Here is a 24,130-nt window from a genome sequence, read left to right as displayed (position 1 = left end):
CGAGGGCGTCATGGCGCCACGTCGACATGACCCTTCATGTTGGGATGAAAGCGGCAGAAATAATCGACGGCTCCGGCGGCCTTCAAGGTCAGGCTGGCTGACTTCCTCGGCGGGATCATCACTTCCCAGCCGCCCTTCACGGTGGCGGTGTGGGCGAACACATCCTTGTTCACCCACTCGATCGTGTCGCCGACCTTCGCATCGACGCTGGCTGGCGAAAAGACCAGCTTGTCGATGGTGACCTGGATGGTCGCTGCCGCTGCCGCGGGCATCGCAATCGCAATGGATGCAAGCGTCAGTATCGCCAGCCGCACCGGGCGATCCGGGACGCCCGCCTTCATTTCAACATGCCGGCGACGTGTTCGGCATGCTGCTCATGGCCCTGGAAGATCTTCAGGCCAGTCTCCAGCAGGCTTTTCAGCTCGGCATTGCTGGCCGAGGGGATAAGCAGGGTTTCGAGAGCGCCATTGACCTGCTTGTGATAGGCGACCTCGTTTTCGATATAGGCCTTGTCGAAGGCGGCGCCTTTCAGCTTGGCGAGCTTGGCGCGCTCTTCCTTGGCCGCCTTGGTCAGCGCCTGGCTGGTGGCGTTGTCCTCGGGCTTGACCTTGAGCTTCTTGACTAGGTCGAGCGCCTGCTTGTTCACCGCTTCATGGTCGCGCTCCATGTCCTTGGCGAAATCGACGACCTCCTTGTTCTTCGACTTCTTGATCGCCTGCTTGGCCGCCTCGATGTCGAGCACGCCGGCCGTGTAGGCGATATGGGCGATCTGCGGATCGGTCGGCTTGTCGGCGGCATACGAGGCCGGAGCGGCGCCGACGAGAAGCAGGGCGGCAAGGGCAACGGTATATCGGGTGAACATGGCATCCTCCTTGGCCCGGCAGCCAGCAGGCGCAGGGCTCACTTTTTCAGTTGACGTTCATTGGATGCGGGACAGCAAGAAACGTTCCCGGAAAATCAGGATGGCGTCAATCCAGGCCGAGCCGCCCCATCACCGCCCCGGTCAGCCGCTCGCAGCGCCTGCCCGCGAACGGGAAGGCGTCGAGCAGCACGGGGCCGATCTCGTCGTCCATCGCCTTGCGCAACAGGACGCGCGCCCGGTGCAGCCTCGTCTTGACGGTCTGCGGCCGCACGCCCAGCAAATCGGCGGTCTCCTCCATCGACAGGCCCTCGATGACGCGGGCGACGAACACCATGCGGTAGATATCGGGCAGGCTGTCGGTCGCCCGTTCGACAAGTGCCAGAATCTGCCGCTGCGCCATTGCCCGCTCCGGATCGTCGCTGGAATTGAGGGGAAACCGGATGATCTGCGCTTCCGGATTGTCCGGCATCTCGGCTGTGCGACGTCTCTTGCGCAGGCGGCCGAGCGCCTCGTTGATGACGATGCGCGAAAGCCAGGTGGAAAGCTTGGAGCCGCCGCGAAACGCCGCCAGGCTGGCGAAGGCGCTGACATAGGCCTCCTGGACGACATCCTCGGCTTCGGCGTCGTTGCGCAAAATGCCGCGCGCGATGCGGTAGAGCCTCTGGTTGTGCGTCTTCATGATGGCGCGAAAAGCCCCCGGCTCGCGCGCCAGCGCCCGATGGACGAGTTGCATGTCGCCGGAAAAGCTCTCGGCAGCCACGGGCGCCGTGGCGGGCATGGCGTGCTTGCTCATCGCGACCGGATCTCCTCGTGCAAATACTGCACGTTGGATGCGCCTGCCGGCAAAAGGTTCCCGGATCGGCGCTATCCGGATCGCTATTTAGGCTGCTGCCCGTCCCTTGTCTGCCGTCTGCACGCGCGCGGCCGCGGCCAGAAGGTCGGTCTGCGTGATCAGGCCGAGAATATGCCGCTCTGCGTCGACGATGACCACGGCATGGCTGCGGCCGTCGGTGAGGACCGGAAGCAGGCTCATCGCCGGTGTCCGAGGCGAGGCGGTGCCGGCTTTCGCCATCACGCCCTTCACCGTGTCGGTAGCTCTCGTCAGTTCGCGCAGGCCGATGGCGCCAACCAGCCGGCCGTCCGCGTCGACCACCGGCAAGGTGCGGATATTGTGATCGAGCAATTGCTGGCGGGCCTCGTCGGCGGCGGCATGCTCGGGCACCGAAACCACGTCGCGCGACATGATGTCTTCGCACAGCAGCGTCCTGTGCGAGCGCACCATGGCTTGCAGTTCGACTTGCCGCAGCAGCCGCTCGAGGTCGTCGCGGTCGATGTCGAAAGTCTCGTCGAGCGCGGTCAGCGCGGCATCGATGTCCTCGGGCCGGAAGCCCGTGCGCTGCCGTGCCGGCGGGTCGGCGGTGCCGTGGCTGTTGGCGGCTGGTGCGGCGACATGCGGGTAGTTGCGCCGGGCCAGTTTGTGGAAGAGAAAGCCGAGCGCCACCAGGATGGTCGAGTTCAGGGCCACCGGCACGAACGGGAACAGGAAGCCCGCGCTGATGACAGCCGGGCCACCGAGCACAGCCGTCAGCGCCGCGGCGCCGCCTGGCGGATGCAGGCAGCGCGTGAACGACATCGCCGCGATGGCGAGCGCCACGGCGAGGCCCGAGGCCATCACCGGGTCATGGATGAAATGCGCCACGGTCACACCCACCAGCGCCGATATCGAATTGCCGCCGATGATCGACCAGGGCTGCGCCAGCGGGCTTGCGGGTACGGCAAAGAGAAGCACGGCCGATGCGCCCATCGGCGCCACCAAGAGGGCCACATGCGGGCCGCCGCCCATCGCCAGCCCGCTGATCACCCCGGTCAGCGCGATGCCGATCGTGGCGCCGATACACGCCAGGAGGCGTTCGCGCAGCGTCGCGCCGGCAAGGATTGGGACAAAAAGACGAAAGGCCATGGCACGCTTATGGAGAATGGATTGGAGGAGATGCCTGCGCATCACGCAATGCAGCCGAAGCCGCGGATTTGAAAGCCAAACAAATCCGCAAAGTCGCGGCCCGGGAGAATAATATTGCGCGACACCGCTCGCCGGTATGCTGCGAGCGGCTCGCGCTTTGTTATCAGTGTCAGTGTGTCGTGGCTGTTGCTGGGCTCTCCCGGTCAGCCGGCCGGGGTCAGCCTGCGGCAGCCGCCAGCCCGCGCATGATATCGGCTTTCAGGTCGTCGACATCCTCGAGGCCGATCTGCAGGCGGATCAACGGACCCTCGTAAGGGGCTTTCGCAACGACGCGGTCGCCGAGCCAGACCGGAACGGCAAGGCTCTCATAACCGCCCCAGGAGTAGCCGAGCCCGAAGATCCGCAGCGCGTCGAGGAAGGCGTGCTGTTGTTTCTGGCCGCCACCGGCGAGTACGATGGAAAAGATGCCGCTGGAGCCACAGAAGTCGCGTTTCCACAGATGGTGGTCCGGATGACTGGGAAGGGCAGGGTGGAGCACCCGCGCCACGCCCTCTTGGCCCTCCAGCCATGAAGCGATGGCCAGCGCGCTGCGCTGGTGATGATCGAGCCGCACGCCCATCGTGCGCAGGCCGCGCAGCACCTGATAGACGTCATCGGGTCCCGCGCAGCATCCCAGTGTGCAAAAACTCTCATAGAGCTGCTTCCAGCAGCTTTCATTGGCCGAGACCGTGCCAAGCAGCACGTCGGAATGGCCGGCCGGATATTTCGTCGCCGCATGGATCGAGATGTCGACGCCGTGGTCGAGCGGCCGGAAATAGAGCGGCGTCGCCCAGGTATTGTCCATCATCACGATGGCGCCGGCTGCGTGCGCCGCCTTGGCGATGGCCGGGATGTCCTGCACCTCGAACGTGTTGGAGGCCGGCGATTCGGTAAACACCACCTTGGTGTTGGGCTTGATCAACGCGGCGATGCCGGCACCTGCGTCGGGAGCATAGTACTCGACCTCGACGCCCAGCCGCTTCAGCATGGTGTCGGCGAAGTTCCTCGTCGGATGATAGACGGTATCGACGATCAGCAAATGGTCGCCCGCCGACACGAAGGCGAGCAGCGGCACGGTGACCGCCGCGAGACCCGAGGGAACCGCGATCGTGCCGGCCGAGCCTTCCAGCGCATCTATGGCCTGGTTAAGGGCATCGGTCGTCGGTGTACCGCGCGTGCCGTAAGTGTATTTCTGGTCGCGGGCGGCCATCGCGGCGGCATTGGGAAACAGCACGGTCGAAGCATGCACGACCGGCGGGTTGACGAAGCCGAAATAGTCACGCGGGTTGTTGCCCGAATGGGCAAGCCGCGTGTTGATGCCCACCTTGCCGGAACCCTGCTCGCCGCCGTCTTTCGCCATTCGTCCATGCCTCTTCTGGTAAGCCGTTAGCCATAGTGCGGCGGCATGGGCCGCGCAACAGCGCGGCGCGCGCCAGGAAACGACTTCGGATGTGCCAATTCCTCAGGGAGGGTCCTTGGGCCGGGCCGTTGCTTCTCCAGCGCGGTGACGGCGCCCGCTACAGTGCTGTGCGCATGTACTCATGGACAGGAAGCACCGTAACCAAGAGTAATTGGAACCGTTCGGATTGCCCCGACAATGCCCGATTGGGTGTGCGACGAGCTTTGCCGATTTAATTCGCGTCTCTGACTAAATCGCGGGCGCGTTTGTCTGCGATTCAAGCATTTCCGGCAATCGATTTTCAAACGCGTTCGGATTCGGTCATTTTCCTTGACCTCACGAGAATTATCGCCTTCGATGCTGTTCGTGAATGGGAGGCGGCGCGTCGATTTGCGATGCGGGGTTCCGGGAATGGGCCGGGATGGGAGCTGCGTTCACACGGGAAAAAAGATCAGGGTTTGCCTGAAAAACAGAAAAGGGTCTGTGGGTCATGAAACATATTGCTATCGGCATTCTTGGCGCCGCCACGCTCGGATTGATGGCGTCGGCCGCGTCGGCCGGCACGCTCGATACGGTCAAGGCGAAGGGCTTCATCCAGTGCGGCGTCTCGACCGGTCTGGCCGGTTTCTCCGCGCCGGACGACAAGGGCGACTGGCAGGGCATCGACGCCGATTTCTGCCGCGCCGTTGCAGCCGCCGTCTTCGGTGACGGCACCAAGGTGAAGTTCACCCCGCTTAGCGCCAAGGAACGTTTTACCGCGCTGCAGTCGGGCGAGGTCGACATCCTGTCGCGCAACACCACCTGGACGATCAACCGCGATACCGCCCTCGGCCTGAATTTCATCGGGACGACCTACTATGACGGCCAGGGCTTCATGATCAACGCCAAGAAGCTGCCGGGCGTCAATTCGGCGCTGCAGCTTTCGGGCGCCGCCGTCTGCGTGCAGAGCGGCACGACCACCGAACTCAACCTCGCCGACTACTTCAAGGCGAACAAGATGGAGTACAATCCGGTCGTCTTCGAGAAGCTGGAAGAGGTCAACGCCGCCTATGATGCCGGCCGCTGCGACGTCTACACCACCGACCAGTCGGGTCTTTACGGCATTCGCCTGACGCTCGGCTCGCCGGCCGATCACGTCGTGCTGCCCGAGATCATCTCCAAGGAGCCGCTTGGGCCCGCCGTTCGCCAGGGCGACGACCAGTGGTACCATATCGTCAAGTGGACCTATTTCGCCCTGCTCGACGCCGAGGAGCTCGGCATCACCAAGGCCAATGTCGACGAGATGAAGAATTCGGCGAGCCCGGAGATCAAGCGCGTGCTCGGCCAGGAGGCCGACACCAAGATCGGCACCGATCTCGGCGTCTCCAACGACTGGGTCGTCAACATCGTCAAGGCCACCGGCAATTACGGCGAAATGTTCGACCGCAATGTCGGCTCGGGCAGCCCGCTCAAGATTGCCCGCGGCATCAACGCGCTGTGGACCAAGGGCGGCCTGCAATACGCTCCTCCGATCCGCTGATCGAAATGTGATCCGGAAGGCAGGCACCTGCCTTCCGGTTTCTCTTTCACAGGGGACGTGACATGGCATCGCAGGAAATCCTACGCGAGGAGCCGAGCCGCGGCTCCTTCGTCAATGACCCGAGAATACGCAGTCTCTTCTTCCAGACGCTGGTCGTCATCGTTCTGTTCGGCTCCGTCTGGTGGATCGTGCAGAACGTCATCGACAATCTGCAGCGACTGCACATCGCCTCCGGCTTCGGTTTCCTCAAAGGGCGAGCCGGCTTCGACATCTCCGACACGCCGATCGCCTACACGTCGGACTCGACCTATGGCCGCGCCATCATCGTCGGCCTCATCAACACCATCATCGTCGCCGTGGCGGGCATCATCACCGCCACCATCATCGGCTTTGTCATCGGCATCGGGCGGCTGTCGCAGAACTGGCTGATCCAGAAGATCTGCACGGTCTATGTCGAGATTTTCCGCAACATCCCCCCATTGCTGGTCATCTTCTTCTGGTATTCCGGCGTGCTCGCCGTGCTGCCGGCGCCGCGCGACTCCTATCATCTGCCGTTCGGCTCCTTTCTCAACCAGCGCGGTTTCTATTTCCCGCGCGCGGTCTGGGGCGAGGGCTCCTGGCTGATCCTGGTCGCCCTGGTCGTGGCCCTTGCCATGGCCTGGTTCGTCGCCCGCACGGCGCGTCAGCGGCAGATGGCGACAGGCCAGCAATTCCCGGTGTTCTGGACTTCGGTGGCGCTGATCGTCGGCCTGCCGCTGCTGGCTTACGTGCTGAGCGGCTTTCCGCTGAGCTTCGACCTGCCCAAACAGTCGACCTTCAATCTCACGGGCGGCTTCCAGGTCAAGCCGGAGTTCCTGTCGCTCTATCTGGCGCTGTCCTGCTACACGGCGGCCTTCATCGCCGAAATCGTGCGCGCTGGCATCAGGGGCGTCAGCAAGGGCCAGACCGAGGCGGCCGCCGCGCTTGGGCTCCGGTCCGGATCGATCTTGCGGCTGGTCGTGGTGCCGCAGGCCATGCGCATCGTCATTCCGCCGCTGACCAGCCAGTATCTCAACCTGACCAAGAATTCCTCGCTGGCGATCGCCATCGGCTACCCCGACCTGACGGCGACGGCCGGCACCGTTCTGAACCAGACCGGACAAGCGGTCGAGGGCGTGCTGATCATGATGATCGCCTATCTCATACTGAGCTTGGTGACCTCGGCCGTCATGAACGTGGTCAACGCCAGAATGGCGCTGGTGGAGAGGTAGGGCCATGCAGGAACACGATATGTCCTGGGTGCGCACCGAAATGGCGCTGGCGCAGCCCGCGCCGGCAAGCGTCAGCGGTCCCGTCGCCTGGGTGCGCAGGAACCTGATCGGTTCGGTCGGCGACACCATCCTCACCATCCTGGGCATCGTCATCGTCGCCTGGGTTCTGCCGCAAGTCATCAACTGGGCGTTCATCAATGCCGTGTGGACCGGGCCGGACCGCACGGTCTGCGCCACCGTCGGGCAGGGCGGTATTCAGCCGGACGGCTGGAGCGGCGCCTGCTGGGCTTTCGTCAACGCCAAGTTCGGTCAGTTCATGTTCGGTACCTATCCGGTCGAGGAGCGTTGGCGGCCGATCCTGGTTGCCATACTGTTCGTGGCCCTCCTGGTGCCGATGCTGATCCCGCGCGTGCCGCGCAAGGGCTTGAACGCCATCCTGCTTTTCCTGGCGCTGCCGGTCGTTTCCTTCTTCCTGCTGGTCGGCGGCATGTTCGGCCTGCCGCATGTCGAAACCTCGCGCTGGGGCGGGCTGCTGATCACGCTCAGCCTGTCCTTCGTCGGCATCGCCGTGTCGCTGCCCCTGGGCACCGTGCTGGCGCTCGGCCGGCGCTCGAAGATGCCGATCATCAAGATGCTGTGCGTCATCTTCATCGAAGCCGTGCGCGGCATCCCGCTGATCACGGTGCTGTTCTTCGTCAGCGTCATGCTGCCGCTGTTCCTGCCTGCCGGCGTCACCTTCGACAAGTATTTGCGGGCGCTGATCGGCGTGTCGCTGTTTGCCGCCGCCTATATGGCCGAAGTGGTGCGCGGCGGCCTGCAGGCGATCCCCAAAGGCCAGTATGAAGGTGCCGATTCGCTCGGCCTCGGTTACTGGCAGAAGATGAACCTGATCGTGCTGCCGCAGGCGCTGAAACTGGTCATCCCAGGCATCGTCAACACCTTCATCGGCATGTTCAAGGACACTAGCCTGGTGCTCATCATCTCGATGTTCGACCTGCTCGGCATCGTCAAGCAGAACTTCTCCGATGCCAACTGGGCAACGGCGCAGACCGCGAAGTCAGGTCTTGTGTTCGCGGCCTTCGTGTTCTGGCTGTTCTGCTTCGGCATGTCGCGCTATTCAATGTACACCGAACGCCGGCTCGACACCGGTTACAGAAGATAAATAAAGGGGAATTGGCCATGGCCACCGAAAATGCCGTCAGCGCGGAAGACCTCAAGGTCAATGTCGGAAAAATGCACATCTCGACCACCGATGTCGCCATCGACATCATCGCCATGCACAAATGGTATGGCGAGTTCCATGTGCTGAAGGACATCAACCTGAAGGTGATGCGCGGCGAGCGCATCGTCATTTGCGGCCCGTCCGGCTCCGGCAAGTCGACCATGATCCGTTGCATCAACCGGCTGGAAGAGCACCAGAAGGGCAAGATCATCGTCGACGGCAAGGAACTCACCAACGACCTCAAGAAGATCGACGAGGTGCGCCGCGAGGTCGGCATGGTGTTCCAGCACTTCAACCTGTTTCCGCATCTGACCATCCTGGAGAACTGCACGCTGGCGCCGATCTGGGTGCGCAAGACGCCGAAGAAGCAGGCAGAGGAAATCGCCATGCATTTCCTCAAGCGCGTCAAAATTCCCGAACAGGCCAACAAATATCCAGGCCAGCTTTCGGGCGGCCAGCAGCAGCGCGTGGCGATCGCGCGCTCGCTGTGCATGAACCCGCGCATCATGCTGTTCGACGAGCCGACCTCAGCGCTCGATCCCGAAATGATCAAGGAAGTGCTGGAGACCATGGTTGGCCTTGCCGAGGAAGGCATGACCATGCTGTGCGTCACCCACGAGATGGGCTTCGCCCGCAAGGTCGCAAACCGGGTCATCTTCATGGACCAGGGCCAGATCGTCGAGCAGAACACGCCGGCCGAGTTCTTCGACCATCCGCGCCATGAGCGCACCAAGCTGTTCCTGTCGCAGATCCTGCACTAGGCTTTTTACGATTGAAAAGAGCCCGGCCGAGACAGCGCCGGGCTCTTTTGCGTTTGGACCGGAGCAATCCGCGAAAGATATGAAACGGGCTTTGCGCTCATATCGCCCCGGAATGCGTTTGCGGGACTGCCCTTCATGAGAAAGCTCGGCCGTTCTCTGGGTCTGCTGTTGATCGCGGTCGCGCTCGCCGTGACGCTCGGCACTCTGGTGCCACGGCCACTGTGGCAAGTCGCTGGCGACAAGTCGGCGACGCGCCATATCCTGGTGCTGAAGAACCCGATCCACACCGATATCGCCATTCCGGTGGACGACGAGGTCCGCCGGCGCTTCCGTTTCCTTGCCGATGCCGGCCTCCCATCGGACGCAGCCGAAGTGCGCTATCTCGTCTTCGGCTGGGGCGGGCGCGCCTTCTACCTGGAAACGCCGACATGGTCCGAGTTGAAGGCGGTGCCTGTTTTCAGGGCCCTGACGCTCGACGCCTCGGTGATGCATGTCGACCTCGCCGGCGACATCGCCGAACCGCGCCCCGATGTCGCCGGTTTCGACGTGGGCGCGGACCATTTTGCCGCATTGCTCGACTTCATCGAAGCGAGTTTTCAGCAAGGGCCGGGCGGCCCCATCGTCATCGACAATGCCGCCTATTCCGATTTCGACCGCTTTTACGAGGCCAATGGCCATTTCAACGCGCTGATCGGCTGCAACACCTGGACAGCGGCCGCCCTGCGCACCGCCGGCCTGCGCACCGGCTGGTGGAACCCGCTGCCGATCTCGCTCGGCCTGTCGATGCGGCTGTATAACTAGTTTTTGCCGCGGTTCCTTTCAGCGATGGATGATCTGCTGCTGTTCCCAGCCATAAAGCCAGTCAAGATCCGCCGCGAGCTTCTCCCCTGGCCGTGCCGCCAGTAGCAAATTGCGGGCCAACGCGACCGGACCCCGCGCGTGCCAGGCAAGCCGGTTCAGCGCGCCGCGTTTCAGCACCTTTGCGATGCGGGGTCTTCTCAGCTTCTCCCAGGTGGCGAGGCTCTGCCGCGGATCGTCGGGAAAGTCGGCAACAGCATCCGCAAGCGTCGCCGCATCCTCGATCGCCATGGCGGCACCCTGCGCCGCGAAGGGTGTCATGGCATGCGCGGCGTCGCCGATCAGGGCGATGCCTTCCGGTGCCGTCCAGCGTTTTTGCTCGACCGTGTGGATGGGGAAGGCGGTCCAAGGCCCCACGAGGTCCACCAGTCTCGCCAGCGCCTGTGCGGTGCCACGCATGGCGCGGGCCAGGATGGCCGGATCGGCATGGCCCGACCAGCCTTCGGCGATGCGGTCGCCGGGGGTGAAGGCGGCGAGGTTGAAGGCACTGCCCCTGCTGACGGGGTAGGCGACCATGTGAAAGCCGGGGTGCAGGAAGGTGGTGACGCAGTCGCTGGCGCCGATCGCGGCAAAGGCCTGGCCGGCTTCGCTGTCGGCGCTTGCCGTCGCGCGCCAGGCCAGTTCGCCGGAGAAACGGCTGTTGGCGAAACCGGCGCCGCTGGCTGGATCGGCAAACCTCCGTACCGCCGACCAAACGCCGTCGGCTCCGACAAGCAGGGATCCTTCGGTGTCGACGATCTTGCGGCCGACCCCCTCTGTCATGGTGACAACGAGTGAACCGGAGGCCACGCTGCTAACCTGCGCGCCGGTGATGAGATGGATATCGGGCATCTGCGCAACACGCGCCATCAGGGCGTTTTGCAGGTCTGCCCGGTGCGCGACGAGATAGGGCGCCCCCCAGCGTTCCTCGCCGGCACCGCCCAGCGGCACGCGTGCCAGTTGGCGCAGGCTCGCTGCGTCCTTCAGCACCACGGCCTGCGGCTTGACGGCGTTGGCAAGAAGCGTGTCGAGAACGCCGAGCTGGCGCAGAATGCGTGTCGCGTTTGGCGAGAGCTGGATGCCGGCGCCCGCGGCTTCGAGGCGCCTGGCCTGTTCGAACAGTTTCACGGCATAGCCGCGTTCGGCAAAGGCGATCGCGGCCGTCAGCCCGGCGATGCCAGCCCCGGCAATCACGACCTGCCGGAACCGCGCCTCGCTCATGATCGGGAGGTCAGGCGGCCTGGTCGATGTAGAGGCAGCCCGCCGGCAGCGTTTCCGTCGCCTTCAGCTTTGGCGAATAGCGGTAGAGGGTCGAGCAATAGGGGCAGACCTTCTCATTGTCGTCACCCATGTCGAGGAACACGTGCGGATGATCGAACGGCGGGTTGGCGCCCGTGCACATGAATTCCTTGACCCCGATGTCGATCGCCGGATGGCCCGCATCGTTCTGGAAATGGGGAATGGAACCGCCTGCCATCGTCGTCTCCTTAACGCAGTCTCGTCTGCATCTGGATCATATCAGGCCTGTTTGCAAGTTCGATGAAATCAAACTGTCGCAAAAGCCTGTCAGAGAACTGTCGCAAAAGCCTGCCACAGGATAAGTTAAGCCGGTTAACCGGCCGAGGCGGGCGCAAGAGCAGGAACAATGAACGAATTGAAGCCGGTACAGAGCGAATTCAACAATGTCGCGGCGGCGAGCCCGGAAGGCAATCCGGACCGTTTCGTCAACCGCGAGTTTTCCTGGCTGCAATTCAACCGCCGCGTTCTCGAGGAATCGCTGAACACCCATCATCCGCTGCTGGAGCGGGTGCGCTTCCTGTCGATCTCGGCCGCCAATCTCGACGAGTTCTTCATGGTGCGCGTCGCCGGCCTCGCCGGCCAGGTGCGCGAGGGCATCGTGCTGAAGAGCCCGGACGGACGCACCCCCGAACAGCAGCTCGAACAATTGCTGCGCGAGGTCGAGCGGCTGCAGGAGGACCAGCAGAAGAGCCTTTCGGCACTGACGGTACTGCTCAACAAGGAAGGCATCGAGAGCATCACCCGTGATGCACTGACCAAGGACGAGAAGGTCTGGCTGGAAGAGCATTTCCAGGATCAGGTATTTCCGGTGCTGACGCCGCTGTCGATCGACCCGGCGCACCCGTTCCCGTTCATTCCCAATCTCGGCTTCTCGATGGCGCTGCAGCTTCGCCACCGCAAGAACGGCGAGGAGATGAGCGCGCTCCTGCGCCTGCCGGTGGCGTTGAAGCGGTTCATTCGTCTGCCGGACCGCAAGAGCCATGTCCGCTTCATTCCGCTGGAGGAGGCGGTCGGCCTTTACATCGGCAAGCTGTTCCCCGGCTACGAGGTCAAGGGCTCCGGCACGTTCCGCATCATCCGCGACAGCGATATCGAGGTCGAGGAAGAATCGGAAGACCTGGTGCGGCTGTTCGAGACGGCGCTGAAACGCCGCCGGCGCGGCTCCGTGATCCGCATCGAGTTCGACATGCTGATGCCGGCCGAACTGCGCGACTTCGTCGCCGGCGAGCTTGGCGTCTCGTCGAGCCGCATCAGCGTGCTGACCGGCCCGCTGGCGCTCAGCCAGATCTCCGAGATCGTCGCCGTTCCGCGCGACGACCTGAAATTCACGCCCTACAACCCGCGCTTTCCCGAGCGCATCCGCGAACATGGCGGCGACTGCTTCGCCGCCATCCGGGAGAAGGACATCGTTGTCCACCATCCCTACGAATCCTTCGACGTGGTAGTGCAGTTCCTGCGCCAGGCGATGGCCGACCCCGAGGTGGTGGCGATCAAGCAGACGCTTTACCGCACCTCCAATGACAGCCCGATCGTGCGGGCGCTGGTCGACGCGGCCGAGGCCGGCAAGTCGGTGACGGCGCTTGTCGAACTCAAGGCTCGCTTCGACGAGGAAGCCAACATCCGCTGGGCGCGCGATCTGGAGCGCGCCGGCGTGCAGGTCGTGTTCGGATTTCTCGAGCTCAAGACCCACGCCAAGATGTCGCTGGTGGTACGGCGCGAGGACGGCAAGCTGCGCAACTACGTCCATCTCGGGACCGGCAATTACCATCCGGTGACCGCCCGCATCTACACCGACCTGTCCTTCTTCACCACCGATGCCACGATCGCCCGCGACGTCGCCCAATTGTTCAATTTCATCACCGGTTATGCCGAGCCGACCGCCGAAATGCGGCTGGCGATCTCGCCGTTCACGCTGAGGAACCGCATCCTCCAGCACATTTCGGACGAGGTCGCGCACGCTCTGGAGGGACGGCCGGCGCGGATCTGGATGAAGATGAACGCGCTCGTCGACCCGATCATCATCGATGCGCTCTACGATGCCAGCCGCGCCGGTGTGGAAATCGACCTCGTCGTGCGCGGCATATGTTGCCTCAGGCCGCAGGTGCCTGGCCTTTCGGAGAACATCCGGGTCAAGTCGATCGTCGGCCGGTTCCTCGAACACAGCCGTATCTACTGCTTCGGCAACGGCCATGGCCTGCCTTCGGACGAGGCGATCGTCTACATCTCCTCGGCCGACCTGATGCCGCGCAATCTCGACCGCCGTGTCGAGACCATGGTGCCGATCACCAATCCAACTGTGCATGAACAGGTTCTGGGCCAGATCATGCTCGGCAACATCATGGACAATCAGCAAAGTTTCGACGTATTGGCTGATGGAACTTCCCGGCGCGTGGTGCTGGAGGAAGGCGAGGAGCCGTTCAACGCGCAGGAATATTTCATGACGAATCCGAGCCTGTCGGGACGGGGTGACGCGCTGAAATCGCATGCGCCCAAGCGGATCGCGCAGTTCAAGCGCCGCAAGAAGAACGCCACCACCTGATGCTGTCCAATTCCCAGGGCCGGCTGCAGGACCGCCGACCGCTGTCCATCATCGACATCGGATCCAATTCGATCCGTCTGGTCGTCTATGAGGGGCTGGCGCGTTCCCCGACCATGCTGTTCAACGAAAAGATGCTGGCCGGTCTTGGCCGCGGCATCGTGTCGACGGGCAAGCTCGATCCCGAGGGCGTGGCGCGCTCGATGGAGGAGTTTCGCCGTTTCCGCGCGCTCTCCGATCAGGCCGGTGCCGAGCACATGTACGTGCTGGCGACCGCCGCGGCCCGCGAGGCGATCAACGGTCCCGATTTCATCCGTCGCGCCGAGGACGTGCTGAAGACCGAGATCCGCGTCATCAGCGGCCGGCAGGAAGCCTATTATTCGGCCCTCGGCGTGATTTCGGGCTTCCATCCCGCCAACGGCATCGCGGGCGATCTGGGCGGCGGCAGCCTCGAACTGGTCGACGTCAATGGCGAAGCGATCGGCGACGGCATCACGCTGCCGCTGGGCGGCCTGCGCCTGCAGGACATGGCGAAGAACTCGCTCACCCAGGCCGCGAAGATCGCACGCGATGAACTGTCGCGGGCGAAGCTGCTGAAAGGCGGGCAGGGCAGGCCCTTCTACGCCGTTGGCGGCACCTGGCGAAATCTCGCCCGCCTGCATATGGAAATGACGGGTTACGCGCTTGGCGTGATGCACCACTACGAAATCTCGGTCGAAAGCGCCGCCAATTTCCTGCGGCAGGTCGCCAGGGGCGAGGTCGAGAAGGTCAGGGGCATCGAAGGCGTCTCGAAGAATCGCCGCTCGCTGCTGCCTTACGGCGCGGTCGTGCTTCAGGAGATCATGGCGGCGATGCAGCCGTCGAAGATCATCGTCTCGGCGCTGGGCGTGCGCGAAGGCTTCCTCTATTCGCTGCTCGACGAGGCCGAGCAGAAGGCCGATCCGCTGATCTCGGCCGCCGAGGAACTGGCGCTGTTGCGCTCGCGCTCGGTCCATCACGCACATGACCTCGTCGAATGGACCGGAAAGGCTTTCAAGGCCTTCGGCATCGACGAAACCGAAGACGAGGCGCGTTACCGCCATGCCGCTTGCCTGCTCGCCGATATCGGCTGGCGCGCTCATCCCGAATATCGCGGCAAGCAGTCGCTCAACATCATCGCGCACGCGTCTTTCATTGGTGTCGATCACCCTGGCCGCGCCTATCTGGCGCTGACCAACGCCTACCGCCATGACGGCATCTTCAATGAGGGGATCGCGCCCGAGATCAAGGCGCTGGCGCCGCCTCGCCTGCTGGAGCGCGCCCGCGTGCTGGCGGCGATGATGCGGGTTGTCTATCTGCTGACGGCGGCGATGCCCGGTGTCATGCCGAGGCTGAAGTGGGAGCCGCGTGGCAATGGCGTGCTGGCGCTGGTCCTGCCGGCTTCGCTTTCCGATCTCTATGGCGAGCGCCCGGCCGGCCGGCTGGCGCAACTGGCGCGCATCACCAACCGCCGTCTGGTGCTGGCGGTCGAAGGCGGGCCGAGCGTTTCGGTGAAGTAAGCCCCGCAGCAGGGTCCGGGTAAACCGCGCAATCCTTTCCGCCTGAGACCGCGCACAATCCGGAGTCAGGTCGACTCCCGGCCGTCGGCGGACCAGGCGCCGGCGCCGGCCATGGCAAGCGCCAGGAAACCACCTGATATGGCGATGTCCTTCATCAGCATCTGCTGGTGCAGAAAGGCGAGCGTCGCGTCGCCGTCGCCCTGGCCGTAATGGCCGATGAAGCCGGCCACCACGCAGAAAGCCGCCAGCAGCAACGCCACGATCCGCGTCTGGAAGCCGACGAGGATCAAAAGCCCGGCAATCAGCTCGAACAGGCCGGTGCCCCAGGCGGCGAGCGCCGGCAGTGGCAGGCCTAGACCGGCGAAATAGCTGGTGGTGCCGGCAATGTTGGCGAGCGCCTGGAAGCCGGATGGCACGAACAGCACGGCAAACAGCAGCCGCGACACCAGAAGCAATGCGTTGCGGGCCATGGCTACCTCCCTTGCCGGTGCACCGGCGGCCAATCGCAGTCTACGCCTGCAATTGGACAACGAAAAAGCGGCGCGGAAAATTCCGCGCCGCTTTTTCAGTCCTGGGAAGAAAAGTCTCAGCCGCGCTTGGCGTCGATCGAATAGGCGCCGGCACCCGAGGAGGCCAGCAGCAGGAAGCCGCCGGTGATGGCGAGGTTCTTGAGGAACTGGATCATCTGCATCTGGTCAGCCCAGCCGGTATGCGCGACAAGCCCGGTTGCGATGGTGAAGATCGCCAGCACCCAGGCGGCGATCCTGGTCTGGAAACCGATGAGGACCGCAAGGCCACCAAGCAGCTCGATCAGGCCGACGATGACGGCCGTCGCCGTCGGTGCCGGCAGGCCGAGGCCACCGAAATAGGCAGCGGTGCCGGAAATGGCAGTGAGCTTGCCGAAGCCGGAAAGCAGGAAGATGACCGCGAGCAGGACGCGGCCAAGCAGAATGGTGAGGGAACTGTTGGACGCGGTGCCGGCGCCGGCGGCGGAACTGTTGATGGACATGGTGACTCTCCGAATGGGTTTGAATGGCCACTCAGATAAACGAAGCCGACTGTTCACCAAAGTCGGCTATGCGACGACACATTGTTCACAGATAATATATTCCCGCGATTGCCGAGGAAGCGCGAAATTCATATCGGGTCGCGTGGCGACGGGAGTAAATTCTCCCGCCGAAAAATCCCTACGGCTTCGCCCTGGCATGACGGCTTCCCTGGCCTGCGCGCAGCTTACCCCGGATGGGTCATGTCCTCCGGTCGTACCAGCCGGTCGTAGTCGGCTTCACTGACAAGTCCGGTGGCCAGCGCTTCCTCGCGCAGTGTCGTTCCCTTCTTGTGCGCCGTCTTGGCGATCTTGGCGGCGTTGTCGTAGCCGATCGTCGGGGCCAGTGCCGTCACCAGCATCAGCGAGCGGTCGAGTGCCGCCTTGATGTTGTCCTCGCGGGCCTCGATGCCGACGACGCAATTGTCGGTGAAGGAGACGCAAGCGTCGGCCAGCAACTGCACCGATTGCAGGAAATTATACGCCATCAGCGGGTTGTAGACATTGAGCTCGAAATGGCCCTGGCTGCCGGCGAAGGTGAGTGCCGCATTGTTGCCGAACACCTGGACGCAGACCTGTGTCATGGCCTCGCACTGGGTCGGATTGACCTTGCCCGGCATGATCGACGACCCGGGTTCGTTTTCCGGCAGCGACAATTCACCGAGGCCCGAGCGCGGGCCGGAGCCGAGGAAGCGGATGTCGTTGGCGATCTTGAACAGTGCCGCCGCCGCCGCGTTGATGGCGCCGTGCGAGAACACCATGGAATCGTGGGCGGCGAGCGCTTCGAACTTGTTCGGCGCGGTGACGAAGGCGATGCCTGATATGGCGGCGATGCGATCGGCCACTCGCTCGGCAAAGCCGACCGGCGCGTTGAGGCCGGTGCCGACGGCGGTGCCGCCCTGGGCCAGTTCCTGCAGGCCCGGCAGCGTCTGCTCGATGCGCTTGATCGAGGAGGCGACCTGCGCCGCATAGCCGGAAAACTCCTGGCCCAACGTCAGCGGCGTGGCATCCTGCGTGTGGGTGCGGCCGATCTTGATGATGTGGTTGAAGTCCCGGCTCTTGGCGGCCAGCGCCTTGTGCAGATGGTGCAGCGCGGGGATCAGGTCATGAACGATCCGCTCGGCGCAGGCGATGTGCATGGCCGTCGGATAGGTGTCGTTCGACGACTGGCTCATATTGACGTGGTCGTTGGGATGCACCGGCTTCTTCGAGCCCATGACGCCGCCCAGCATCTCGATCGCCCGGTTGGAGATCACCTCGTTGGCGTTCATGTTGGATTGCGTGCCCGAGCCGGTCTGCCAGACCACCAGCGGGAAATGATCGTTGAGCTTGCCGTCGATGACCTCCTGCGCGGCCTCGACGATCGCCTTGCCGATGGCCGGATCGAGCCGCTTTAGCTCCATATTGGCTTCCGCCGCCGCCCGCTTGACGATGCCGAGCGCGCGCACGATCGAAGCCGGCTGCTTTTCCCAGCCGATCTTGAAATTGCCTAGCGAGCGTTGCGCCTGCGCGCCCCAATAGCGGTCGGCGGCAACCTCGATGGGGCCGAACGTATCGGTTTCGGTTCTGGTCTTTGGCGTGCTCACGGCAAGTCTCCGTCTGTCGATTTGCGCAAGGGCGTATCGCGTTGCACAAAACGCATCAAGCGGAGATTGAGGGCGGTGTGGATGCAAATCGGTTCAACTCAAGACGAAGAAGTACCGCGGCGGCATTTTAGCGTGATGACAGATACCGAGCCGTCACATACGGTGCCGTGCAACACAATCTTGATCAGGCAGACGTGGCACACGATTTCCAGCACGATATAGATGCAATCGCACGCATCGATGCCATCCCGACCATCCTTGATGTCGTCTGCCGCACGACCGGCATGGGTTTCGCGGCTGTCGCCCGTGTTACGGAGGATCGCTGGATCGTCTGCAGCGTTCTCGACAATATCGACTTCGGTCTTTCGCCTGGTGGCGAGCTGAAGGTCGAAACCACAATCTGCAACGAGATTCGCGCCAGCCACGAGGCCGTGGTCATTGATAGCGTTGCCGATGACGCGGTTTTTTGTGGCCATCACACGCCCGCGCAGTATGGCTTTCAGAGCTACATATCGATGCCGATCATCCGCAAGGACGGGCAGTTCTTCGGCACATTGTGCGCCATCGATCCACGCCCGGCGCGATTGAAGAATCCCGAAATCATCGGCATGTTCAAACTGTTCGCCGAACTGATCGCGACACATCTGGACGCAGCCGAGCGGCTGGACGCGGCCCGCGCGGAAACCCTTTACGAGCGCGGCAACAAGGAACTGCGCGAGCAATTCATCGCAGTCCTGGGCCATGACCTGCGCAATCCGCTTGGCTCGATCGCGTCCGGCGTCAATATGCTGAAGCGCACCGATGACGAGGCAAAGCGCGCACAGATCCTGGCCCTGATGGAAGGCAGCGTGGTGCGCATGAGCGGGCTGATCGACAATGTGCTCGACTTCGCCCGCGCCCGCATGGGCGCCGGCCTGTTTGTCAAGGAGGCCGAGCCGAAACCGGTGGAGGCACTGTTGGACCAGGTCGTGTCCGAATTCCGATCGATTCATCCAGACCAGATCATCGAAACCGAATTCGACGCTGCCAAGCCTGTGGCCGCCGATCATCTGCGCCTTGGGAGGCTGTTCTCGAACCTTATCGGCAATGCGCTCACCCATGGCGCGGCTGGCGAACCAGTCAAGGCGGGGGCCTCCACGGCAGGCGGCGAACTTGTCTTCTGGGTTGCCAATTCCGGGAAGCCGATCGCGGCCGAGATGATGGGCAATCTGTTCCAGCCCTTCGTGCGCGGCAAGACCACCAATGAGCAAGGTCTGGGGCTTGGACTCTATATCGCATCGGAGATCGCAAAGATGCATGGCGGCAAGGTGGAGGCCACCTCGACTCCACACGAGACGCGTTTTGTCTTTCGAATGCCGCTGACGCGATCTTGATTGACGACGGCCGATTTCGGGTCGACCGCAGCCACAAGACGCTCAGCCCGCAGTGTACCCGCCGTCGATGGCAAAGATACCGCCGCTGGTCCAGGCAGCCTCGTCGCTTGCCAAATACACCGCCATCCCGCCGAGGTCGGCCGGGCGGCCGATGCGGCCCAGTGGGTAGCTGCGCTCGACATAGGCCTTCAGCTCTGTCTTCGCCTCGGAAGGCAGATTGTCGACGGTCTTGCGCCGCATGGCCGTGTCGACCGTGCCTGGTGCTATCGCATTGACGCGGATGCCGCGCGGACCGAGTTCGAAGGCGAGCGATTTGGTGAGCGAGTTCAACGCGCCCTTGGACAGGGAGTAGACGCTCGACGGTCGCTTGGGGATCATCTTGCTGGCGAAATAGGAAGAGATGTTGATGACTGATCCACCGGCGCTGCTGAAATGCTGCAGCAGCCCCTGGGTGAGGAAGAACGCCGCCGTCACGTTGAGCGCGAAGGAGTGCTGGAATTGCGCCTGGCTGACGGTCTCGAACGGCACGAGATAGGCGACACCCGCATTGTTGACGAGAACGTCGAGCGGCCGGCCGGAAGCTGCGACATGCTCGACCACCGCTGCGATGCCGGGGTTGGTGGCGAGATCCGCCGACAATGTCTCCACCTTGCCGGCCAGGCCGGGATCCGTCAGCCGCAGGCGCGCGGCTTCGAGCTTGCTCGCGTCGCGGCCGACGATCAGGACATCTGCGCCTTCGCGCAGAAACGCTTCCGATATCGCCATGCCGATGCCGTCCGAGCCACCGGTGACCACCGCCCGCTTGCCGCCAAGCCTCATCGCTCAAACCTCGTCTAGTCATGTCGAGCCATCAACGAAGGCGATCGCACCGCATGGCCGCCACGGGGTCAAGCCATCCGGCTATCGCAGCGTATGAACTTCAGCAGGCGCATAGCCAAATCCGGCGCGGGCACGTTAGCCATAGCTTGCCTAAGATAAACGGAAAGGATAGCCAATACCGGCAGGCGATCGATATTGAAAGACCTGCCCGTTTTTTGATGTAGTTCTTCGAAGAGAATTCTAGAGATGGCGCGCCTGAAGTCAGGGATTCCGAATCTGCCCTTGCCGGTGGATATTGTCGAAGTGGATCGCCGCATCCTGCCTGGCCTCAACCGGAATGAAATGTACTGCCAATTCCAGGGCGGCAGAATGGAGGCAGTTTTCCGCCTGGCCTGGCTGCAAAGGCACATACAAACACTGACGCTGATTGCCGAGGCATTGGCTATGCTTGGTGTTCGAAGCATAGAGCCCTTCTATGTCAATCTGGCCGATACGCCATCTCTGAGGAGATTTCGGTATTTTCGGACCAGATTCGGATCGTCTTCGGCGGACGGCTATGCGGAAGTCGCCGCTCCTGATTTCGTCTTCAACGGCTGGCCGGAGGCGAAGTTCGACGACTACGATCAGAAGGCGCGGACCATGGCAGCGGCGTCTGAAAGGCCGCCACTCTACGATCGCGCTTTCTGGGCCGGGCGCTGCATGCACGAAGCGCGCAAGGCGACGGTCCGTTTCGCATCAACCCGGCCCGACCTCCTTGATGCATACGACACCGGGCCCAATTACGATGCCAGGGCTAACCAGTATTCCCGTGGGTTCTGGACCATGGAAGAGCAGGTTGCGACCTACAGATACATGATCGACGTCGAGGGTGCTGGCTATAGCGGCCGATTGAAGCTGCTGCTTCACACCAAGCGCGTCGTGCTTTTGCAGGACCGGCCGTGGCGGGAATGGTTCTTCGACGATATCGAACCGTTTCGCCACTACGTTCCGGTGGCGCGTGACATGTCCAATCTGGCCGAACGCATCGAGTGGCTGCGCGCCAACCCCAAGAGGGAAGCCGAAATTGGCGCCGAGGCGCAGGATTTCGCACAAATTCGCCTGACCCGCGCGGCGGCCGTGTCGGCCTGGGCGAGGCTGCTGGCGGATCACGCGGCCGCGGGCGGCAATCTGAAGTCGGGCCTTCAGGGTCGCAAGCGCGCCAAGGGCTGGCCGGCCTGAGATACGTCGCCTCGCGACGGTGGCGTGCTGCCTGCCACCGGGGATGTTCGCATCGCCGGTGGCTGATCACCTCAACAGCGATCGAGCCGTGGGCGCCAGTCGAAACGTCTCGGTCGGTCTTGTGCAAACCGCCTGCATGCTCTGGCTGAGTACCGGCGAGACGGAGGAGCGAGAACTGGCATGGGCACCGGCATCGTCGAAGCCGGCAATGGCGATGAAGACGTTTTCGCCGGCGCGCACGGGAAGTCGCGGGAAGGTGTTCGCGGCCGGCTCCGTCAGAAAGGCACCGAGCAGGCGCGCACCGTTCTGCACAAGCCGCGAGGTCATCTCGGCCTGGAAGCGTCCCGCGAAATCAGCCTCGGCACTCGGCCGCAAGTGATGAATCGAAATCTCAACCAGACCGGACAACCGATTCCGGTCACTTGTGGTTTTGGCCACGGCCGCCGGCCGATTTGCCCCCGACAGATCGAAGCCGGCACCTGGCCAGGCCGGCCGCAGCAACAGCACATCGTCGGAATCGATCATCGTCGCATTGGCGGCATCGCGGTGCTCGCCCCAGACAGGGCCGTCATAGAATGCGCCCAGAGCATTCTTACGGGCTTCCATGCTCTCGAACCCGCGCATCCAGACGAACATGTCGGGGCGATCCAGGTCGCGGAACTGACCGATGATGGTCATTCCCGCATCTTCCTGGCTTTCGATGAATTCCGTGTCGAAGAGTTCGATCAGCGTTTCGCGGCGACCGGGTTTCAACGTGTACTGGCGCAGTTCCACGATCGGCGAGGCGAGTGTCGTGGGCTTCGGCTTGGCAATCGGGGTCGGGTTCATCCGGCGGACTCCAAAACAGGGTGATCGTCCTGTTTATAAACAGACCGGTTGCCCTGTTTTGTCAACATGCTACTCTTCGACAATGTCAGCAGAGATCGACAACAGGCCGAGGCGCGCCAGAGCCAAACGCATCAACGACCCCGAAGGCATGCGCAGGAAAGTGCTCGATGTCGCCGAGGCGGCGTTTCAGGCGCGCGGCTACCATGCATCCAGTCTTGGCGACCTGATGGCGGCGGCGGGCGTCAGCAGCGGCGCGCTCCATCATCATTTTCCGACCAAGAAGGCGCTGGCCCTGGCCGTCATCGACGAACGCGTGGCGGCGGCGGTCGAGGATACGTGGATCGCGCCGGTGCGGCAGGCGGCTTCGGCGCGCGAGGGCGTGCGTCAGGTGTTCGAAGCCGTGGCGGCGGAACTGGAGCGCCAAGGCTTCGTGCGCGGCTGTCCGCTCAACAACCTGGCGCATGAACTGTCGCTCGCCGATCCCGAGCTTCGGCTTGCCCTTGCCAATATTTTTTCCACTTGGCGCCAGGCCATCGCCGACAGGATCGTCGCCGACCAACGAGAGGGCAGGGAGCAAGGCACGGACCCCAGGCATTTTGCGATGTTTGCCGTCGCAGCCTATTCCGGCGCCATGTCGATGGCGAAGGCGGCGCAGGACGCCCGCCCGCTGCGCGACTGCCTTGCGGCACTGGAGCAGAGCGCCTCCCAAGCCGCATCATCGGAGCCGGAGCCCGTCGCGAGGCGACGTCGCCGGGTGCTGCGACGCTACAGCGCAAGTTGAGGCCGGTAGACCACTGCGGGGCGGCTGGTTAATGGGACGGCGCAATCCCATCGGCTGAACTTTACTGCCGGCCGCTCTCCATGTTGAAATTCGCCAATGATGAATCGCCTTTCGTCCACATTGCTGTCGCGTCGTGGTTTCATGGTGCGGGCCGCCGGCCTTGCCGCCGCCGGTTTTGCTTCGCGTCCGGCGCTAGGTCAGACCGGGCAACGCATCCAGCCCATAGACGCCACCTTCCTGTTCGTAGCCGATGTCCATGCCTGCCGGATGGCGAGCGGCCTGAGCCCCAATTGCCTGCAGGAAGGCAAGACGGACGCGGCACTGCTGCGCAATGTCGCGGCGCTGAACGCCATCGGCGACAAGGATTGGCCGGCCGCCATCAACGGCGTCGCCACGGGCCTGCGATCGGCCGGCAGTCGCATCGGCACGCCGCTCGGCCTTGTCGTCGGCGGCGACATCACCGATGACGGCGGCGGCCAGATCACCGAGCCCAGCGAAGGTACGCAGCTCCTGCAGTTCAGCCAGCGCTATCAGCAAGGCATGGGTCCGGACCGCGTGCATGTTCCGGTCTATGTCGGGCTCGGCAATCATGATCTCGATCAGAACGGCCCGCCGCACCATGTCGATTGGTACCGTCGCGAAATGCGCGACTATGTCGAGGTCAACCATCGCGCCGGCGTGTTCTTCAAACCGCCGGTGCCCGCCACCAGCTACGACGTCGACACCGACTGCTATTCATGGGACTGGGGTGGCCTGCATCTGGTTCAGACGCATCGCTTCGCCGGCGATACCGGCCATGGCGCCGACAGCAGCCTGCCCTGGCTCAAGCAGGACCTGGCGACCTATGCCGCGGACGGCCGCCCGGTCATCCTGTTCCAGCATTATGGCTGGGACACTTTTTCGACCGAGCGGTGGGACCCGGCCAAGAAGACATTCGACGATGATGGCAAGGGCGCGCCGCATTGGTGGAGCGACGCGGATCGCCAGTCTTTGCTGGCGGCCCTGAAGGGTTACAACGTCGTTGCGGTCTTCCACGGTCACCAGCACGAGGTGCCGATGATCTATCAACGCGACGGCCTCGATCTCTTCAAGCCGAAGGCCGCCTATATGGGTGGCTTCGCCCTGGCACGTGTCACCGACGACAGGCTGGATGTCGTGCTTGCCGAAGCCGGCGACGATCATGGCGATGTGATCTTCACCAACGCCTTCAGCAAATCCCTGAAAACATGAAAAGGGCCGCTCCGAGCGGCCCTTTTCA

General features: G+C 63.3%; 23 protein-coding genes. 11 read left to right on the top strand and 12 right to left on the bottom strand.

Annotated features, from left to right (window positions below):
* Positions 1 to 8: 8 nt before the first annotated feature.
* The 5 genes from FJ967_RS08680 to FJ967_RS08660 all read right to left on the bottom strand — a co-directional run bounded on the left by FJ967_RS08680 (position 9) and on the right by FJ967_RS08660 (position 4,221).
* Positions 9 to 341, bottom strand: a complete 333-nt coding sequence (locus FJ967_RS08680; RefSeq protein WP_181175712.1) for a cupredoxin family copper-binding protein — start codon at positions 339 to 341, stop codon at positions 9 to 11.
* The gene (locus FJ967_RS08675) at positions 338 to 862 is read right to left on the bottom strand and encodes a DUF4142 domain-containing protein (protein ID WP_140731295.1); all 525 of its coding nucleotides are present in this window, start codon (positions 860 to 862) and stop codon (positions 338 to 340) included. The genes FJ967_RS08680 and FJ967_RS08675 overlap by 4 nt, the downstream gene beginning before the upstream one ends.
* Positions 863 to 968: 106 nt before the next feature.
* A complete protein-coding gene (locus FJ967_RS08670) occupies positions 969 to 1,655 on the bottom strand; it encodes an RNA polymerase sigma factor (protein ID WP_181175711.1) in 687 nt (228 codons plus the stop codon).
* Between the two features lie 87 nt (positions 1,656 to 1,742).
* The gene (locus FJ967_RS08665; RefSeq protein ID WP_140731294.1) at positions 1,743 to 2,822 is read right to left on the bottom strand and encodes an HPP family protein; all 1,080 of its coding nucleotides are present in this window, start codon (positions 2,820 to 2,822) and stop codon (positions 1,743 to 1,745) included.
* Between the two features lie 217 nt (positions 2,823 to 3,039).
* Positions 3,040 to 4,221: a cystathionine beta-lyase gene (locus tag FJ967_RS08660; protein ID WP_140731293.1), complete on the bottom strand. Its 1,182-nt coding sequence runs from the start codon at positions 4,219 to 4,221 to the stop codon at positions 3,040 to 3,042.
* 529 nt (positions 4,222 to 4,750) lie between these two features.
* Here FJ967_RS08660 and FJ967_RS08655 point away from each other — a divergent pair.
* The 5 genes from FJ967_RS08655 to FJ967_RS08635 all read left to right on the top strand — a co-directional run bounded on the left by FJ967_RS08655 (position 4,751) and on the right by FJ967_RS08635 (position 9,813).
* Entirely contained in the window at positions 4,751 to 5,779 is a 1,029-nt protein-coding gene (locus tag FJ967_RS08655; RefSeq protein ID WP_015318414.1) for an amino acid ABC transporter substrate-binding protein, read from the top strand.
* Between the two features lie 62 nt (positions 5,780 to 5,841).
* The gene (locus FJ967_RS08650) at positions 5,842 to 7,029 is read left to right on the top strand and encodes an amino acid ABC transporter permease (protein ID WP_140731292.1); all 1,188 of its coding nucleotides are present in this window, start codon (positions 5,842 to 5,844) and stop codon (positions 7,027 to 7,029) included.
* A gap of 4 nt (positions 7,030 to 7,033) precedes the next feature.
* Positions 7,034 to 8,191, top strand: a complete 1,158-nt coding sequence (locus FJ967_RS08645) for an amino acid ABC transporter permease (protein ID WP_140731291.1) — start codon at positions 7,034 to 7,036, stop codon at positions 8,189 to 8,191.
* A 17-nt stretch (positions 8,192 to 8,208) separates the two neighbouring features.
* The gene (locus tag FJ967_RS08640; RefSeq protein WP_140731290.1) at positions 8,209 to 9,012 is read left to right on the top strand and encodes an amino acid ABC transporter ATP-binding protein; all 804 of its coding nucleotides are present in this window, start codon (positions 8,209 to 8,211) and stop codon (positions 9,010 to 9,012) included.
* 135 nt (positions 9,013 to 9,147) lie between these two features.
* A complete protein-coding gene (locus tag FJ967_RS08635) occupies positions 9,148 to 9,813 on the top strand; it encodes a TIGR02117 family protein (protein WP_140731289.1) in 666 nt (221 codons plus the stop codon).
* Positions 9,814 to 9,831: 18 nt separating this feature from the next.
* Here the strand turns inward: FJ967_RS08635 and FJ967_RS08630 are convergent, their stop codons facing one another.
* Positions 9,832 to 11,070 carry an FAD-dependent monooxygenase gene (locus tag FJ967_RS08630; RefSeq protein WP_140731288.1) on the bottom strand — a complete coding sequence of 413 codons (1,239 nt, stop codon included), beginning with the start codon at positions 11,068 to 11,070 and terminating at the stop codon, positions 9,832 to 9,834.
* A 10-nt stretch (positions 11,071 to 11,080) separates the two neighbouring features.
* Positions 11,081 to 11,326, bottom strand: a complete 246-nt coding sequence (locus FJ967_RS08625; protein ID WP_015318409.1) for a zinc-finger domain-containing protein — start codon at positions 11,324 to 11,326, stop codon at positions 11,081 to 11,083.
* Positions 11,327 to 11,494: 168 nt separating this feature from the next.
* Between FJ967_RS08625 and FJ967_RS08620 the strand changes: the two genes are divergently transcribed.
* Both FJ967_RS08620 and ppx read left to right on the top strand, forming a co-directional pair.
* Positions 11,495 to 13,687, top strand: a complete 2,193-nt coding sequence (locus FJ967_RS08620) for an RNA degradosome polyphosphate kinase (protein WP_140731287.1) — start codon at positions 11,495 to 11,497, stop codon at positions 13,685 to 13,687.
* A complete protein-coding gene (ppx, locus tag FJ967_RS08615; protein WP_140731286.1) occupies positions 13,687 to 15,222 on the top strand; it encodes an exopolyphosphatase in 1,536 nt (511 codons plus the stop codon). Before FJ967_RS08620 ends, ppx begins: the two co-directional genes overlap by 1 nt.
* Positions 15,223 to 15,287: 65 nt before the next feature.
* Here ppx and FJ967_RS08610 read toward each other — a convergent pair whose 3' ends face one another.
* The 3 genes from FJ967_RS08610 to fumC all read right to left on the bottom strand — a co-directional run bounded on the left by FJ967_RS08610 (position 15,288) and on the right by fumC (position 17,853).
* Positions 15,288 to 15,692, bottom strand: a complete 405-nt coding sequence (locus FJ967_RS08610) for a DoxX family protein (RefSeq protein WP_140731285.1) — start codon at positions 15,690 to 15,692, stop codon at positions 15,288 to 15,290.
* Positions 15,693 to 15,808: 116 nt separating this feature from the next.
* The gene (locus FJ967_RS08605; protein ID WP_140731284.1) at positions 15,809 to 16,231 is read right to left on the bottom strand and encodes a DoxX family protein; all 423 of its coding nucleotides are present in this window, start codon (positions 16,229 to 16,231) and stop codon (positions 15,809 to 15,811) included.
* A gap of 224 nt (positions 16,232 to 16,455) precedes the next feature.
* Positions 16,456 to 17,853: a class II fumarate hydratase gene (gene fumC, locus FJ967_RS08600; RefSeq protein WP_140731283.1), complete on the bottom strand. Its 1,398-nt coding sequence runs from the start codon at positions 17,851 to 17,853 to the stop codon at positions 16,456 to 16,458.
* 194 nt (positions 17,854 to 18,047) lie between these two features.
* Between fumC and FJ967_RS08595 the strand changes: the two genes are divergently transcribed.
* Positions 18,048 to 19,226: a GAF domain-containing sensor histidine kinase gene (locus FJ967_RS08595; protein WP_140731282.1), complete on the top strand. Its 1,179-nt coding sequence runs from the start codon at positions 18,048 to 18,050 to the stop codon at positions 19,224 to 19,226.
* Between the two features lie 42 nt (positions 19,227 to 19,268).
* Here the strand turns inward: FJ967_RS08595 and FJ967_RS08590 are convergent, their stop codons facing one another.
* Positions 19,269 to 20,045, bottom strand: a complete 777-nt coding sequence (locus FJ967_RS08590; RefSeq protein ID WP_140731281.1) for an SDR family oxidoreductase — start codon at positions 20,043 to 20,045, stop codon at positions 19,269 to 19,271.
* Between the two features lie 369 nt (positions 20,046 to 20,414).
* Between FJ967_RS08590 and FJ967_RS08585 the strand changes: the two genes are divergently transcribed.
* The gene (locus FJ967_RS08585; protein ID WP_181175710.1) at positions 20,415 to 21,263 is read left to right on the top strand and encodes a glycosyl transferase family 90; all 849 of its coding nucleotides are present in this window, start codon (positions 20,415 to 20,417) and stop codon (positions 21,261 to 21,263) included.
* 66 nt (positions 21,264 to 21,329) lie between these two features.
* On the opposite strand, the gene FJ967_RS08580 is transcribed toward FJ967_RS08585, so the two are convergent.
* On the bottom strand, positions 21,330 to 22,091 hold the full coding sequence (locus FJ967_RS08580) for an NIPSNAP family protein (protein WP_140731279.1): 762 nt from the start codon (positions 22,089 to 22,091) through the stop codon (positions 21,330 to 21,332).
* A gap of 148 nt (positions 22,092 to 22,239) precedes the next feature.
* On the opposite strand from FJ967_RS08580, the gene FJ967_RS08575 reads away from it, so the two are divergent.
* Positions 22,240 to 22,872: a TetR/AcrR family transcriptional regulator gene (locus FJ967_RS08575; RefSeq protein WP_181175739.1), complete on the top strand. Its 633-nt coding sequence runs from the start codon at positions 22,240 to 22,242 to the stop codon at positions 22,870 to 22,872.
* A gap of 96 nt (positions 22,873 to 22,968) precedes the next feature.
* Entirely contained in the window at positions 22,969 to 24,102 is a 1,134-nt protein-coding gene (locus FJ967_RS08570) for a metallophosphoesterase (protein ID WP_140731278.1), read from the top strand.
* The last annotated feature ends 28 nt before the right edge of the window (positions 24,103 to 24,130 follow it).

Source organism: Mesorhizobium sp. B2-3-4 (assembly GCF_006442315.1).
GTDB lineage: Bacteria > Pseudomonadota > Alphaproteobacteria > Rhizobiales > Rhizobiaceae > Mesorhizobium.
This window is presented reverse-complemented; position numbering and strand designations above follow the sequence as displayed.

Coding starts and splice junctions, on each gene's coding strand:
- FJ967_RS08670 (WP_181175711.1), bottom strand. CDS start 1,655: ATGAGCAAGCACGCCATGCCCGCCACGGCGCCCGTGGCTGCCGAGAGC.
- FJ967_RS08675 (WP_140731295.1), bottom strand. CDS start 862: ATGTTCACCCGATATACCGTTGCCCTTGCCGCCCTGCTTCTCGTCGGC.
- FJ967_RS08580 (WP_140731279.1), bottom strand. CDS start 22,091: ATGAACCCGACCCCGATTGCCAAGCCGAAGCCCACGACACTCGCCTCG.
- FJ967_RS08625 (WP_015318409.1), bottom strand. CDS start 11,326: ATGGCAGGCGGTTCCATTCCCCATTTCCAGAACGATGCGGGCCATCCG.
- ppx (WP_140731286.1), top strand. CDS start 13,687: ATGCTGTCCAATTCCCAGGGCCGGCTGCAGGACCGCCGACCGCTGTCC.
- FJ967_RS08655 (WP_015318414.1), top strand. CDS start 4,751: ATGAAACATATTGCTATCGGCATTCTTGGCGCCGCCACGCTCGGATTG.
- FJ967_RS08630 (WP_140731288.1), bottom strand. CDS start 11,070: ATGAGCGAGGCGCGGTTCCGGCAGGTCGTGATTGCCGGGGCTGGCATC.
- FJ967_RS08570 (WP_140731278.1), top strand. CDS start 22,969: ATGATGAATCGCCTTTCGTCCACATTGCTGTCGCGTCGTGGTTTCATG.
- FJ967_RS08620 (WP_140731287.1), top strand. CDS start 11,495: ATGAACGAATTGAAGCCGGTACAGAGCGAATTCAACAATGTCGCGGCG.
- FJ967_RS08640 (WP_140731290.1), top strand. CDS start 8,209: ATGGCCACCGAAAATGCCGTCAGCGCGGAAGACCTCAAGGTCAATGTC.
- FJ967_RS08665 (WP_140731294.1), bottom strand. CDS start 2,822: ATGGCCTTTCGTCTTTTTGTCCCAATCCTTGCCGGCGCGACGCTGCGC.
- FJ967_RS08645 (WP_140731291.1), top strand. CDS start 7,034: ATGCAGGAACACGATATGTCCTGGGTGCGCACCGAAATGGCGCTGGCG.
- FJ967_RS08650 (WP_140731292.1), top strand. CDS start 5,842: ATGGCATCGCAGGAAATCCTACGCGAGGAGCCGAGCCGCGGCTCCTTC.
- FJ967_RS08660 (WP_140731293.1), bottom strand. CDS start 4,221: ATGGCGAAAGACGGCGGCGAGCAGGGTTCCGGCAAGGTGGGCATCAAC.
- FJ967_RS08610 (WP_140731285.1), bottom strand. CDS start 15,692: ATGGCCCGCAACGCATTGCTTCTGGTGTCGCGGCTGCTGTTTGCCGTG.
- FJ967_RS08585 (WP_181175710.1), top strand. CDS start 20,415: ATGGAGGCAGTTTTCCGCCTGGCCTGGCTGCAAAGGCACATACAAACA.
- FJ967_RS08575 (WP_181175739.1), top strand. CDS start 22,240: ATGCGCAGGAAAGTGCTCGATGTCGCCGAGGCGGCGTTTCAGGCGCGC.
- FJ967_RS08635 (WP_140731289.1), top strand. CDS start 9,148: ATGAGAAAGCTCGGCCGTTCTCTGGGTCTGCTGTTGATCGCGGTCGCG.
- FJ967_RS08680 (WP_181175712.1), bottom strand. CDS start 341: ATGAAGGCGGGCGTCCCGGATCGCCCGGTGCGGCTGGCGATACTGACG.
- FJ967_RS08605 (WP_140731284.1), bottom strand. CDS start 16,231: ATGTCCATCAACAGTTCCGCCGCCGGCGCCGGCACCGCGTCCAACAGT.
- FJ967_RS08590 (WP_140731281.1), bottom strand. CDS start 20,045: ATGAGGCTTGGCGGCAAGCGGGCGGTGGTCACCGGTGGCTCGGACGGC.